This window comes from Rhizobacter sp. (assembly GCA_021153565.1).
In the GTDB taxonomy this organism is placed as follows: domain Bacteria; phylum Pseudomonadota; class Gammaproteobacteria; order Burkholderiales; family Burkholderiaceae_C; genus Albitalea.
Genome location: JAJKJU010000141.1, coordinates 1 through 13,320, shown reverse-complemented (window position 1 = coordinate 13,320; position 13,320 = coordinate 1). Strand labels below are relative to the sequence as shown.

Genomic DNA, 13,320 nt, shown 5'->3' with positions numbered 1-13,320 from the left:
CCATAGCTTGGCTATGGCGAGGATTTGCAACGACGAGCAGGGGTCTTTTGACGTGATGAGCGGGCATGATCGAAATACTCTCAGCCTCTCAGCCTCTCAGCCTCTCAGCCTCTCAGCCTCTCAGCCTCTCAGGCGGTTTCCTCGTCGTCCTCGGTGACATCCACCGGGTCGGCGATCACGACGCCCGGCAACAGCGCTTGTGCACGCGAGTCAGGCAAGGCCTCAACGCTGCGGAGGCTGCGCGCCATGGCCCGTGTGCGCACCTCCGCCGCATCGATGGTCCTGCTCGCTTCGTCGAGCTTTTTCTTCGTCTTGGCCAGCACGTCGCCGAACTTGGAGAACTCGGTCTTGACGGCGCCCAGCACCTCCCACACTTCGGCACTGCGCTTTTCGAGTGCGAGAGTCCGGAAGCCCATTTGCAGGCTGGTCAAGGTGGCGAGAAGCGTGGTCGGGCCAGCGAGCGTGATGCGGTGGTCACGCTGCAACGATTCGAACAAGCCCGGCCGTCGAAGCGCCTCGGCATATAGGCCTTCGGTCGGCACGAACAGAATGCCGAAATCGGTCGTGTGCGGCGACGCGATGTACTTCTCGCGTATCGACTTTGCCTCCAGCCGCAGGCGCGATTCGATCGCCTTGCATGCCGCGTCCACGGCATCCTTGTCGGCACGATCTAGCGCATCGAGCAAACGCTCGTAGTCGTCGCGCGGGAACTTGCAGTCGATCGGCAGCCACATCGGCATGCCGTCATCACGACGGCCGGGCAACTTGACCGCGAAGTCGACGCGAGCGTTGGTGCCGGGAATGGTTTCGACGTTGCGTTCGTACTGCTCCGGCGTGAGCACCTGTTCCAGAAGCCCTGCCAATTGAACTTCACCAAGCGTGCCGCGTGTTTTCACGTTGTTGAGCACGCGCGACAGCGAGCCCACATCGCGCGCCAGCGTCTGCATCTCACCGAGGCCCTTGTGAACCTGATCCAGCCGATCAGCCACTTGCTTGAAGCTCTCGCCGAGTCGCGCTTCCAGCGTCGCGTGCAACTTCTCGTCCACGATCGCACGCATCTGTTCGAGCTTTTGCTCGTTGCCTTGCTGCAAGGTGGTGAGGCGTTGCTCGACCGTCGTGCGCACTTCACCGATGCGGCGCTCGTTCGCGTCAGACATGGTCCGCAACTGCTCGGCCATCGCGTCAGTAAAACGCTTGAGCGCCATGTCCTGCGCGTCGCGCGACGATTGCGCCTGCGCCGTCTGCGCACTTGCCGCCGCCTGCAGAGCCTGGCTCACCACCGTCTGCATGGTGGCGAGTTGCGAGCGAAAACTGTCGATCTGCTCATTCTGAGTGCGAGCAACGTCGCCCTGCTGGTTGAGCAGGGTCTGCTGGAAAAGACCGAGCGCATTGCCCAGTTCCAGGCGCGTACCCTGTGCACTGCGTCCGACCTCGTCGCGCAACTCACGCTCCAGACGCTCGCTGCTGACAGACAGCATCCGTTGCACGACCTCGCCGCCGGCATCCGTTTGCCGCTGCCGCATGATCAGCCATAAAAGCAATCCGAAATTAAGGACGAGCGCGAGAAGGATCAGAAAGACTTGCCAGTTCATCATCCGGCCATTGTCTCAGCAGCGCGTCTCGCCGCGCAGATGCTTCGGATACGTCTATCGTTGAGACGACAGGGGTGCCTTGACGCGGCCGCGCAATAGCGAGCGTTCGATGCGATCGAACAGGAATTGCACGAGCAAAGCCAGCACGGCCGACGGCAAGGCGCCTGAGAGCATTGCACCGGTGTCGTTCACAGCAAGGCCTGCAACGATGCGTTCGCCGAACCCGCCCGCGCCGATAAAAGCGGCCATGGTTGCCGTGCCAACGTTGATGACGGCAGCGGTCTTCACACCGGCCATGAGCGTGGGCATTGACAACGGCAACTGCACATGGCGAAGGCATTGCCGCGGCGTGAGCCCCAGCGACAACGCCGCTTGACCCATCTCTTCGGAAACGTTGTTCAGTCCCGCATGGGTGTTGCGAACGATTGGCAGCAGCGCATAAAGAAACAGCGCGAGCACGGCAGGCAGCAAGCCGATTCCGCCGACGAGCGCGATGAGAAATGCCAACAGCGCAAGCGACGGGACGGTTTGAAGAATGCCGGTGAGTCCGAGCAAGGGCCCGGCGCTTCGCGGCCATCTCCACGCGACAATGCCCAAGGGTACGCCGATGGCAACCGCGATCAACAGGGAGCCGAAGACGAGCAGCAGATGCTGCATCGCGAGGCGGCTGAAGTCTTCGGCGAACAGGCGCTGCGAGAAGCTTTGTGCCGGCTTGTTCTCCTTCAATGCACGGCCTGCGACGAATCGCCTGGCAACCTCGGCAAAGCTCAAGCCGTCGAGCTCGACCTGTGCGTTCAACCCAATCATGGCCTTCTCGTCGATGCGGCCTTCGAGCCTCCTGAGCGGCGCGGGGTCGACGCTGCCGCGCATCAACAGCACCGCGTCGTACTTCGGAAAGAAGCCCAGGTCGTCCTGCAAAACCCGAAGTGCGAAACGGCCGACCTTGGCATCGGTGGCGTAGATGTCGATAACGTCCACCCGCTTCGCTGCGATCGCGTCGTAGGCAATTCCGTGATCGATGCCGCTGGCCGCTTGCATCGGCAGCTTGTAGGCCGCCTTCAACGCGGGCCATCCGTCGGCGCGCGCGAGGAACTCATGTGACAGTCCCAAGCGAAGAGGCGCCGCCTGGGGCTTGAGCAAATCGGAGATGCGCGTCATACCCAAGGCCTTGGCTTGCGATTCACGCATGGCCAATGCATAGGTGTTGTTGAAGCCGAGCGGCACGGCCGCCTTCAGTCCTCGTGGCGCGAGCCATGCATTGAGTTCACTCAGCGTCGGGTTGCCCTCCTTCTTCAGCAACTCGCGGACGATGGTCCCGGTGTATTCGGGATAGATGTCCACCGAACCGGTCGCAAGCGCTTGCTCAAGGATGCCGGTGTTGCCCAGGCCCTGCTTGTGTTCCGCCGCGACGCCCGCGTCTTCCAAAGTCTGCCGAACGATCTCACCGAGGATGTAGGACTCAGTGAATCGCTTGGAGCCGACCACGAGCTTGTCCGCGGACACAGCCGACCCGCAGATCAGCGCGGCCGCCAGCCAACACAACCCGCGGGCGATCGATCGCCTCATTGGCGCAGGACTTCAGGATTGATGGGAGTCGGCGGCTTGCCGGAGCGAGGCCCAAATCCGAGGCCGGCGATGAGGTTGTCAGCTGCAAGATTCGCCATTGCAAGACGCGTCGCGACTGTGGCACTTGCGATATGCGGAGTGAGCACGACGTTGGACACCTTGAGCAGGTCGGGATGGACTCTCGGTTCGCCTTCGAAGACGTCCAGGCCTGCAGCAGCAATCTGCCGAGCCGCAAGTGCCGTGGCCAGGGCGGCGTCATCAACGATGCCGCCGCGCGCTATGTTGGTGAGCGTGGCCGTCGGCTTCATCATCGCCAGTTCTGCAGCGCCCACTGAATGGTGCGTCTCCTTGGAATACGGCATCACGATCATCAGGTGATCGCTTTCGCGCAACAGCGTCGGCTTGTCGACGTAGCGCGCCTTGCATTCGGCCTCGATCGCATCGCTGATGCGCGATCGGTTGTGATAGATCACCCGCATGCCAAAGCCGTGGGCGCCGCGCCGAGCAATCGCCTGGCCGATGCGCCCCATCCCGAGAATGCCCAGTGTCGAGCCATGGATGTCGCTGCCCACAAACAAGTCGTAAGACCACTTCGACCATTCGCCGCGACGCAGGTAATGCTCCGACTCCGTCACCCGCCGCGCCGTGGCCATCATCAGCGCAAAGCCGAAGTCGGCCGTGGATTCGGTGAGGACGTCGGGCGTGTTGGTGCACAGCACGCCGCGCGCCGTGCACGCTGGAACGTCGAGGTTGTCGTAGCCGACCGCCATGTTGGCGACGACCTTCAATTGCGGGTTCGCATCCAGCACCTCGGCATCAATGGCCACGCTTCCAGTTGCAAACACGCCAACTTTCCCGTGCAGCCGCTCGACAAGCTCAGCCTTGTTGAAGATGCGATCGTCTGAATTCACCTCGACGTCGAAGTGGTGGCGAAGGCGCTCGACCACCTCCGGAAAGACAGCACGGGCGACGAGAACCGCTGGCTTCATCTCGGCCTCCTGCGTCACTCAAGAAACCGCGAGAAGCCCGCAACGGGCTCGCGTTCGGTCACGAGCTTGTTCTCGACCGCATCCGGATCGGCGTATCCGAGCGACATCCCGCACACCAGCATCTGCTGCGATGGCGCGCCGATGTGCTCCATGATGATTCGATGGAACTGAGTGAAAGCCGCCTGCGGGCAGGTGTCAAGGCCACGCGCACGCGCCGCAATCATGATGTTTTGCAGGAACATGCCGAAGTCCATCCAACTGCCCTGCTGCATCACACGATCGATCGTGAAAATGAAACCCACCGGCGCATCGAAGAAGCTGTAGTTGCGGCCATGCTGGTCGTGCATGCGTGACTTGTCGGTCTTGCCGATGTGCAGCAGGCCGTACAAGTCCCAGCCGATCTTGCGTCTGCGATCGATGAAAGGCGAGCGCCATTCAGTCGGGTAGTAGGCGTACTCCTCCTTGTGCGTCGACGCCTCTTCGGGGTCGTCATACGCTGCGAGGATCTTGCGAGAGAGTTCTGCCTTTGCGCCACTGGTCAGCACGTACACATTCCACGGCTGCGTATTGGTGCCCGACGGCGCGCGCGACGCGATCGCCAAAATCTCCTCGGTCGTCGTCCTCGGCACGGGCGTCGGGAGAAAAGCGCGAATCGATTTGCGCGAAGTGATGGCCGCATCGACGGCCGCGGTTTGTTCGGCGGTGGGTGGTTCTATGGCGTTCACAGCAGTCCTTGCAGTGAGTTGTTCAAGGCGCTGTTCAGCGCCGCCGGCCGCCGCGTGGCGCGATGGCCTATTGTTCCATTGACGCCAGCATTGCATCGCCTCACGCATTGTGTTGAGTTGAACGCCGACCGTGTCCTCGATGACTCGGCCATAGCCGCCGGCCATCGATATTGCGACCGGAATGCGACGGTCGTGCGCGGCGGCGAAGACACGCCGATCTCGTTGCGCCAAGCCTTCGGATGTGATCTTGAGACGACCGAGTCGATCGCCTTCGTGGGGATCGGCACCTGCCAGATAGAAGATGAGCTTCGGCATTGAATCATGACGCGCCCAAAGAACGTCGAGCGCGCGGTCAAGGGCATCGAGGTATTCGGCATCGGCGCAGCCATCGGGCAACTCCACATCGAGATCGCTCGCCTCCTTGCGAAAGGGAAAATTCTTGGCACCATGCATCGACAAGGTGAACACCGTCGGATCGTCCCGGAAGATGGCTGCCGTGCCATTTCCTTGATGCACATCGAGATCGATCACCGCGACACGAAGCAGGGCTCGATGCAACCGATGCCATTCGGCCTGCATCAACCTTGCTGCGACTGCCACGTCGTTGAACACGCAGTACCCGCCCCCTTTGTCGGAATAGGCGTGATGCGTGCCGCCCGCGAGATTGGCGGACACGCCTTCGAGCAACGCCGTCCGCGCCGAGGCGATCGTTGCACCGACAGAGCGGCGCGACCGTTCGACCATGCGCTGCGTCCAGGGAAAACCGATCTCACGTTGCTGCGCCGCGCTTAACAGGCCCTCGGTCACGGCCGTGACGTACGTCGGCGTGTGGGCCAAAGCCAGCTCGCCATCGCTCGCCACGGGTGCCTCGTGCAAGATGATTTCAGGCAGCAAGCCCTCGACGGCTTCCCTCAGCAAGCGGTACTTCGCCAGCGGAAACCGATGCCCCTGCGGGAGAGGCAACACGAAATGATCGGAATGGAAGGCCTGCACAGGCCGGATTGTGGCGTCCGCCTCCTGGGACAAAGTTTTGGCAGGATATTTAGAAGAACCGTTCTAATATGTTGCATCGCAGCATTCAACGCTTGATTTGTCATTCGAGACCCCCTATTCTTCGGGCCATGGTGCAGCGCAGCAAAAGCCGCGACACCTAGCGTCAAATCAACCCCTGGAGATCTCATGCTGACCGCTGAACAATTCGCTGCCGCCCAAAAAGCCAACGTCGAGACCCTTTTCGGTCTGACCAACAAGGCCTTTGAAGGCGTCGAAAAGCTCGTCGAACTGAACCTGCAAGTGGCCAAAGCCGCCATCGGTGAAGTCGCTGAAACTACCCGTGCTGCACTGTCCGTCAAGGACGCGCAAGAACTGCTGACCCTGCAAGCCGGCCTGCTGCAGCCGACCGCCGAAAAGGCCGCCGCCTACAGCCGTCATCTGTATGACATTGCCGCCGCCACTAACGCCGAAGTGGCCAAGGTTGCCGAGCAAACCGCTGCTGAAGCCCAAACCAAGTTCATGAGCGTGGTTGACACCGCAGTCAAGAACGCCCCGGCCGGAACCGAGAACGCCGTTGCCCTGGTGAAGTCGGCGGTTGCTGCAGCCAACAACGCCTACGAAAGCGTCCACAAGGCCGCCAAGCAAGCCGCCGACGTGGCAGAAGCCAACTTCCAAGCCGTGACCTCTACCGCAGTGAAGGCCACGCAAGGCGCGACGACCAAGTCAAAGCGCGCAGCCTAATTGGATCGGGTTCGAGGTAAATTTTTGTACGAGCGTTGAACTTCCCCACAGACGCTCAACTCTGAGCAGTACCGCCAAGCGTGCTTGCGGTGTTCCTGAAAGGTTGTCTCCTCGGTACTCTCGAATCCCTCGAATCGGTGTACCTTCAGGCCCGGTCCTCTGACCGGGCCTCTTTCATTTGTGCAGCCATAGTTACTTGGTCTTGGCCGCAATGCTCGCCTTCAACTGCAGGAGCAGTGCAAGCGCGGCGTCCCGACCGGCTTGAATCGACTTCTTGCGTGCCGCGAAATCGGCACCACTCACGCCCGGCAGCCTCGGCCTCAACACCACATCGGCCTCGCGCAGCTCGAAACTGTTGATGCTGCGGCCCATGATCGCGAAAGTCTGCAGCAGCATGCGCATCGGGTCACCGGTCGGGTTGCCCTCCGGGGCAGCCGAAATGTCGACGGCGATCACCACTTCGGCACCCATTTGCTTGGCGAAGCGCACGGGTACCGGGGAGACCAGCCCTCCGTCAACGTATTCACGAGTGCCGATCTTCACCGGCTGAAAGACCGCCGGCACGGCGCTTGATGCCCGTACCGCAAGGCCCGTGTCACCCATCTGAAACAGAATGGGCGCGCCGCTGTCGAGGTCGGTCGCCACGATTCCGAGCGACAAGGGCATCTTTTCGATGGGCCGGTTGCCAGTGGCATCGCGCACGTAACGTGCGAGGGCATCGCCCCGGATCAGTGCCCGCCCGGGAAAGGACCAGTCGGTAATGGTCGTCTCGTCCATGGAATCTGCCAACAGGCTCAAAGCCGCACCGTTCTTGCCGGATGCGTACAGTGCCGCGACGAGACTGCCCGCCGACGTTCCGACGACCAAATCGGGGTGGATGCCGTTTTCTTCCAGCACCTGAATGACCCCGATATGTGCGAAGCCTCTGGCCGCGCCTCCCCCCAGCGCCAAGCCGATCTTCGGGGGTTTTGGTGGAGGTTTGGGAGCCACCACCTCCGGCGCAGACGTGGACGTCGGCGCCGGCGCGATCGGCGGCGAAGGTGTCACCGGGGCGGTTTGACAAGCGGCGAGCACCAGGCCCAGCACCAGCGAGAGCCAGCGGAGATTCAGGCACTTGGAATTGGGCATCAAAAGCATCGCCGAATTCTAGAAGGCGACCATTTCACGATCGTGCAACTATTCCACGAGCGAATAAGCATTCGCAAAAACTGTTCTTCTCCTTTATAAGGAAGCTGAATAAAGTCGCACTCACGGCCCATCGGGCATCCGCTCGACCGTGCATTCCCCCAATCCCGTGAACTTGATTGCGATTCTGAGCGGCCTCGGCGTTGGCGCCATCATCGGACCGACCGGCGTGGACGGCGGGTCGCTCATGACACCGCTGATCACCTGACATGTACGCTTACACCGACTTCGACAAGCACTTCGTCCGCCAACGCGCGGCGCAGTATCGCGACCAGCTCGAGCGCAACCTCGCCGGCACGCTCACGGACGATGAGTTCCGTCCGCTGCGCCTGCAGAACGGTTGGTACATTCAGCGCCATGCGCCGATGCTGCGCATCGCCGTGCCCTACGGCGAGTTGAACAGCAAGCAGCTTCGTGCCTTGGCCCGAATCGCACGCGAGTACGACCGCGGCTACGGCCACTTCACCACACGCCAGAACACCCAGTTCAACTGGATCCCGCTCGTGAAGAGCGCGGACGTGATGGAGCTACTCGCATCCGTGGACATGCACGGCATCCAGACCAGCGGCAATTGCATCCGCAATATCACGAGCGATTGCTTCGCAGGCGTGGCAGCCGACGAGATCGTGGATCCCCGCCCTTACTGCGAAATCCTGCGCCAGTGGAGCACCCTGCATCCGGAATTCGCCTTCCTGCCGCGCAAGTTCAAGATCGCGGTGAGTGGCGCCCATGAAGACCGCGCTGCGATCGCGTGGCACGACATCGGCTTGCAACTGCTGAAGAATGACGCAGGCGAAGTCGGCTTCAAGGTGTTGGTGGGTGGCGGCATGGGCCGCACGCCCGTCATCGGTACAGTCATTAATGAATTCCTGCCCTGGCAGCAGATCCTTGTGTTCATCGAAGCGATCGTGCGGGTCTACAACCGCTACGGCCGTCGCGACAACATGTACAAGGCGCGCATCAAGATCCTGGTGAAGGCCGAAGGCCAGCGCTTCATTGATGACGTGAACGAGGAATACAAGAACATTCTCGAACGCGACCTTGACGGCTCGGCGCACATCATCACTCAGACAGAATTCAACCGCGTTGCGTCACACTTCCAAGTGCCGACGGGCGTGGTGGCCGATGAGAACAAGCTGCTGGTGCCGAGCCATGCGCCGGCCTCATTCCAGCGTTGGCTCGAGCGCAATGTGCATTCACATCAGATCGCCGGCTATCGCGCCGTGACACTGTCGCTCAAGCGCACCGGCCAGGCTCCGGGCGATGCGACAGATCAGCAGATGGAACTCGCCGCCGACCTGGCTGACCGCTACAGCAGCGGCGAACTGCGCGTGTCGCACGACCAGAACCTCGTGCTGCCCTGGGTCAAAGAATCAGATCTCTTCGCGTTGTGGGAAGCGGCTCGCGCTGCCAGCTTCGCAACGCCCAACATTGGCCTCCTTACCGACATGATCGCCTGCCCCGGCGGTGATTTCTGCGCGTTGGCCAATGCGCGCTCCATCCCCATCGCCGCCGCCATCACCGAGCGCTTCGACGACATCGACGATCTCTACGACATCGGCGACATCGACCTGCATATCAGCGGCTGCATCAACTCCTGCGGCCACCACCACAGCGGCCACATCGGTGTGCTGGGCGTGGACAAGGACGGCAGCGAGTGGTATCAGATCACGCTCGGTGGCCTCGACGGTTCGGCCATCAGCGGCGGCTCAGCACCTGGAAAGGTCATCGGCCCCTCCTTCGCAGCCGACGAGGTGCCCGACGTGATCGAAGCCGTCATCGACACCTATCGCCATGAGCGCACTGCAGCGAGCGAAAAATTCATCGACACCGTGAAGCGCGTCGGACTCGACCCGTTCAAGACCGCCGCGAACGCTCAGCGCCGCACGACGGCCAAGGCAGATTGACCCCATGAAGTTCATCGACAAATCCAAGGACGCCTGGCACACCATCACGGGCGAGGACGGCCCGATGGTCACGCTCACGCCGGCGCCGTACAGTCTGCTTACCCTCACGCAATGGCGCGCAGTGCGCAGCGCGTGGCCCCCTGATACGCCGGTTGGCGTGGCGTACGACAACGATGCGGACATCGAAGATCTGGCCGAAGACCTGCCGCGCCTGTCGCTCGTGGCACTCCAATTCCCGAAGTGGGTCGATGGCCGCGCCTACAGCCAGGCACATCTGCTGCGCTCGCGCTATCGCTTCAAGGGCGAAGTCCGGGCGACTGGCGAGGTGCTCGTGGACATGGTGTTGCTGCTCGCGCGCACCGGGTTCGATGCCGTGGCTCTGCGGGCCGACCAGTCGATCGAAGCGGCCGAACGCTCGCTGCGCTTCTTCCCTGGCCACTACCAGGGCGATACGCACGATCCGCGACCGTTGTTCGCGCGACCTCCGGGCGAAGAAAACTCGAGCGCCGAAGTGTTCGTCAACGCGGGCGCCTCGATATGAGCGCAATCTCCCTCTACGCCCGCCAGGGCAAGGACTTTGACGCACGCGTGGCGCATGCGCTTGCCATGCTGAAGCAAGCTGTGGCCCAACACCCGGGCCGCATCGTGCAGTCCACCAGCCTCGGCGCTGAAGACATGGTCATCACCGACCTGATCGCACGCCACCAGTTGCCCATTTCCCTCGGCACGCTCGAAACCTGGATGCTGCATCCGCAAACCTCCGCGCTGATCCCGCGCATTGAAGAGCGCTACGGCTTGAAGGTCGAGGTCTACAAGCCCGTCCCGGAAGTGGCGATCCAGTTCGTGAAGACGCACGGCGAGAAGGCGATGTACAAAAGCATCGACCTGCGCAAAGCCTGCTGTGGCTTTCGCAAACTTGAGCCGCTGTCGCGCATGCTTGCCAATCGCGATGCATGGATCACCGGCCTGCGCCGCGAGCAATCGAACAATCGCGGCGAAGTGCCCTTCAACGAACTCGACGACAAGGGCCGTACCAAGTTCAGCCCTCTCGCAGATTGGACCTGGAATGACGTGTGGCACTACATCGCCACCAACGACGTCCCGTACAACCCCCTGCACGACGAATTCATGCCGAGCATCGGCTGTGCGCCGTGCACGCGAGCAATCGCGGTGGGCGAAGACTTCCGCGCCGGACGCTGGTGGTGGGAAGACGAAAGAGCGAAAGAGTGCGGGCTTCACGTTCATGAAGGACCCGCCGTGTCGATGATTGGAGCCAAGTCATGAACGCCCCGTTGAGCATCGAGCAATTGCTGCCCGAGTTGGATCACACCCACCTCGATTGGCTGGAAGAAGAAGCCATCTTCATCTTGCGCGAAACCGTCGCGGCGTTCGAGCGCCCTGCCCTGCTGTTCTCAGGCGGCAAGGACTCCTGCGTCGTGCTGCGACTGGCCGAGAAAGCCTTCAAGACCAAGATCGGCGACGGCGAGTACAAGGGCCGCCTCCCCTTTCCGCTGCTGCACGTGGACACGGGTCACAACTTTCCCGAAGTGATCGAGTTCCGCGACCAGCGCGTGGCCCAGATGGGCGAGCGCCTCGTCGTCGGACACCTTGAAGATTCGATCAAGCGTGGCACCGTCCGGTTGTCGCATCCGCTCGAATCGCGCAACGGCCACCAGACCGTGGCCCTGCTCGAAGCCATCGAAGAACATCGCTTCGACGTGCTGATGGGCGGTGCCCGCCGCGACGAAGAGAAGGCCCGCGCGAAGGAGCGCATCTTCTCTCACCGCGACAGCTTCGGCCAATGGCAGCCAAAGGAGCAGCGCCCCGAACTCTGGACGCTGTTCAACACCCGAATCAAGCCGGGCGAGCACATGCGAGCCTTCCCGATCAGCAACTGGACCGAGCTCGACGTATGGCTGTACATCGCTCGCGAAAACATCCCGCTGCCGAGCTTGTACTTTGCCCACAGCCGCGAAGTGATCCGCCGCAAGGGCCTGCTCGTGCCGCTGACGGAAGTGACGCCGCCTGAAGCCGACGAGTCTGTCGAAACGGCCGAGGTGCGTTTCCGGACCGTGGGCGACATGACCTGCACCTGCCCGGTCGAAAGCCCGGCAGCAAACGCCGTCGACATCGTGGCCGAAACACTGCGCGTGACCGTCAGCGAGCGTGGCGCGACACGCATGGACGACCGCACATCCGACGCATCAATGGAACGTCGCAAAAAGGAGGGCTATTTCTGATGACTGCCGCCACCACAGTCCCCAAGGACCACCGCGCCCTGCGCTTCCTTACGGCAGGCAGCGTGGACGACGGCAAGAGCACGCTCATCGGGCGATTGCTGTATGACAGCCGCGCCATCCTCGCTGATCAACTCGACACGCTCGAGAAGAAGGCGGCAGGTGCGCCCATCGATTTGTCGCTGCTGACCGACGGCCTCGAAGCCGAGCGCGAACAAGGCATCACGATCGACGTGGCATATCGCTACTTCGCCACCAAGCAGCGCAAGTTCATCATCGCCGACGCGCCAGGCCACGAGCAGTACACGCGCAACATGGTGACGGCTGCCGCCGGCAGCGATGCCGCCGTCGTGCTGGTCGACATCACCAAGCTCGACATCAGCGCGAAGCCGCTTGTGCTATTGGCGCAGACCCGCCGCCACGCGCTGCTGGCGCATCTGTTGCGCGTGCCGAGTATCGTGTTCGCGGTGAACAAGCTCGATGCGGTCGACAACCCCGGCGAGGCCTTTGCCGCGGTGCGCACTGCACTGCGCGATTTTGCGCAACAGGCTGGTATTGCCATCGCCGAGATCATCCCCGTCTCCGCCTTGCGCGGCGACAACGTGACGCAGCCACTCGATGCCGATTGGTACGACGGCCCATCGCTGCTGCAACTGCTGGAGAGCCTGCCTCCGACGCAAGAGCGCAAGGAAGGCGACCTGCTGATCCCCGTGCAGTACGTGGCGCGTGAAGGCGAAGGGACGGGCAACCAGCCGCGAACGCTGTGGGGCCGCATCGCGCATGGGCGCGTGAAGGCGGGAGACCAGGTGCAACTGTTCCCGAGCAGGCAGGTCGCAACGGTCGCGCAGGTGCGTCTGGCCGGAGACGTCGTCGATGGCGCCGAGGCGGGTCAATCGGCCGGCATCGTGCTGGACCGTCAACTCGACGTGTCGCGCGGCGACTGGATTTCAACACCACAAACCGTTCATGAGACGCAGCGCTTCTCAGCCACGCTGGCATGGCTCGACACTGAGCCCGCCATCGTCGGCCGTAAGTACTTGGTGCGCCACGGCAACCGCTGGGTGCAGGCGCGCATCTCGAGCATCGAGAGCAAGCTCGACATCCACACGCTGGAGGAGCACGAGGCCCACGAACTGGCAGTGAACGAGATGGGCCATGTTTTCATTGAGACGCAGCAGCCGCTGCCGATCGAGGCCTATGAGTCCAACCGCATCGGCGGCTCGCTGATCATCGTGGACCCGGCCAGCAATCGCACCAGCGGCGCGCTGCTCGTCAAGCAGGCCGCCTGAGAGGCTGAGAGTATTTCGATCATGCCCGCTCATCACGCCAAAAGACCCCTGCTCGTCGTTGCAAATGCTCGCCATAGCCCGGGCTATGGCTGTGCT

General features: G+C 62.3%; 11 protein-coding genes and 1 pseudogene. 6 read left to right on the top strand and 6 right to left on the bottom strand.

The features are described from left to right. Positions 1-128: 128 nt before the first annotated feature. The 5 genes and pseudogenes from AC30NL_RS08600 to AC30NL_RS08580 form a co-directional block, all read right to left on the bottom strand. On the bottom strand, positions 129-1,592 hold the full coding sequence (locus tag AC30NL_RS08600) for a DNA recombination protein RmuC (RefSeq protein WP_489463586.1): 1,464 nt from the start codon (positions 1,590-1,592) through the stop codon (positions 129-131). A gap of 54 nt (positions 1,593-1,646) precedes the next feature. After that, a complete protein-coding gene (locus AC30NL_RS08595) occupies positions 1,647-3,158 on the bottom strand; it encodes an ABC transporter permease/substrate-binding protein (protein ID WP_489463584.1) in 1,512 nt (503 codons plus the stop codon). Continuing rightward, positions 3,155-4,147 (bottom strand): 2-hydroxyacid dehydrogenase, encoded by a 993-nt coding sequence (locus tag AC30NL_RS08590; RefSeq protein ID WP_489463583.1) that lies wholly within the window; start codon positions 4,145-4,147, stop codon positions 3,155-3,157. The genes AC30NL_RS08595 and AC30NL_RS08590 overlap by 4 nt, the downstream gene beginning before the upstream one ends. A 14-nt stretch (positions 4,148-4,161) precedes the next feature. Continuing rightward, positions 4,162-4,863, bottom strand: coding sequence for a nitroreductase (locus AC30NL_RS08585; RefSeq protein WP_489463585.1), 702 nt, complete (start codon positions 4,861-4,863; stop codon positions 4,162-4,164). A gap of 75 nt (positions 4,864-4,938) precedes the next feature. Then, positions 4,939-5,865: pseudogene (locus tag AC30NL_RS08580) on the bottom strand (histone deacetylase family protein); the annotation flags it as partial. 186 nt (positions 5,866-6,051) lie between these two features. Between AC30NL_RS08580 and phaP the strand changes: the two are divergent. Continuing rightward, a complete protein-coding gene (gene phaP / locus AC30NL_RS08575) occupies positions 6,052-6,606 on the top strand; it encodes a TIGR01841 family phasin (RefSeq protein WP_489463582.1) in 555 nt (184 codons plus the stop codon). A 192-nt stretch (positions 6,607-6,798) separates the two neighbouring features. On the opposite strand, the gene AC30NL_RS08570 is transcribed toward phaP, so the two are convergent. Next, positions 6,799-7,743 (bottom strand): patatin-like phospholipase family protein, encoded by a 945-nt coding sequence (locus tag AC30NL_RS08570; protein WP_489463581.1) that lies wholly within the window; start codon positions 7,741-7,743, stop codon positions 6,799-6,801. 257 nt (positions 7,744-8,000) lie between these two features. Between AC30NL_RS08570 and AC30NL_RS08565 the strand changes: the two genes are divergently transcribed. Genes AC30NL_RS08565 through AC30NL_RS08545 form a run of 5 tightly spaced genes read left to right on the top strand, consistent with a single transcriptional unit; the run spans position 8,001 to position 13,224 of the window. Further along, positions 8,001-9,698, top strand: coding sequence for a nitrite/sulfite reductase (locus tag AC30NL_RS08565; protein ID WP_489463580.1), 1,698 nt, complete (start codon positions 8,001-8,003; stop codon positions 9,696-9,698). 4 nt (positions 9,699-9,702) lie between these two features. Next, positions 9,703-10,239 carry a DUF934 domain-containing protein gene (locus AC30NL_RS08560; RefSeq protein ID WP_489463579.1) on the top strand — a complete coding sequence of 179 codons (537 nt, stop codon included), beginning with the start codon at positions 9,703-9,705 and terminating at the stop codon, positions 10,237-10,239. Then, positions 10,236-10,982 carry a phosphoadenylyl-sulfate reductase gene (locus tag AC30NL_RS08555; protein ID WP_489463578.1) on the top strand — a complete coding sequence of 249 codons (747 nt, stop codon included), beginning with the start codon at positions 10,236-10,238 and terminating at the stop codon, positions 10,980-10,982. The genes AC30NL_RS08560 and AC30NL_RS08555 overlap by 4 nt, the downstream gene beginning before the upstream one ends. Then, positions 10,979-11,938, top strand: a complete 960-nt coding sequence (cysD, locus tag AC30NL_RS08550; protein WP_489463577.1) for a sulfate adenylyltransferase subunit CysD — start codon at positions 10,979-10,981, stop codon at positions 11,936-11,938. Before AC30NL_RS08555 ends, cysD begins: the two co-directional genes overlap by 4 nt. Further along, on the top strand, positions 11,938-13,224 hold the full coding sequence (locus AC30NL_RS08545; RefSeq protein WP_489463576.1) for a sulfate adenylyltransferase subunit 1: 1,287 nt from the start codon (positions 11,938-11,940) through the stop codon (positions 13,222-13,224). The genes cysD and AC30NL_RS08545 overlap by 1 nt, the downstream gene beginning before the upstream one ends. Positions 13,225-13,320: the final 96 nt, after the last annotated feature.

Coding starts and splice junctions, on each gene's coding strand:
- AC30NL_RS08545 (WP_489463576.1), top strand. CDS start 11,938: ATGACTGCCGCCACCACAGTCCCCAAGGACCACCGCGCCCTGCGCTTC.
- phaP (WP_489463582.1), top strand. CDS start 6,052: ATGCTGACCGCTGAACAATTCGCTGCCGCCCAAAAAGCCAACGTCGAG.
- cysD (WP_489463577.1), top strand. CDS start 10,979: ATGAACGCCCCGTTGAGCATCGAGCAATTGCTGCCCGAGTTGGATCAC.
- AC30NL_RS08590 (WP_489463583.1), bottom strand. CDS start 4,147: ATGAAGCCAGCGGTTCTCGTCGCCCGTGCTGTCTTTCCGGAGGTGGTC.
- AC30NL_RS08555 (WP_489463578.1), top strand. CDS start 10,236: ATGAGCGCAATCTCCCTCTACGCCCGCCAGGGCAAGGACTTTGACGCA.
- AC30NL_RS08565 (WP_489463580.1), top strand. CDS start 8,001: ATGTACGCTTACACCGACTTCGACAAGCACTTCGTCCGCCAACGCGCG.
- AC30NL_RS08600 (WP_489463586.1), bottom strand. CDS start 1,592: ATGAACTGGCAAGTCTTTCTGATCCTTCTCGCGCTCGTCCTTAATTTC.
- AC30NL_RS08595 (WP_489463584.1), bottom strand. CDS start 3,158: ATGAGGCGATCGATCGCCCGCGGGTTGTGTTGGCTGGCGGCCGCGCTG.
- AC30NL_RS08570 (WP_489463581.1), bottom strand. CDS start 7,743: ATGCTTTTGATGCCCAATTCCAAGTGCCTGAATCTCCGCTGGCTCTCG.
- AC30NL_RS08560 (WP_489463579.1), top strand. CDS start 9,703: ATGAAGTTCATCGACAAATCCAAGGACGCCTGGCACACCATCACGGGC.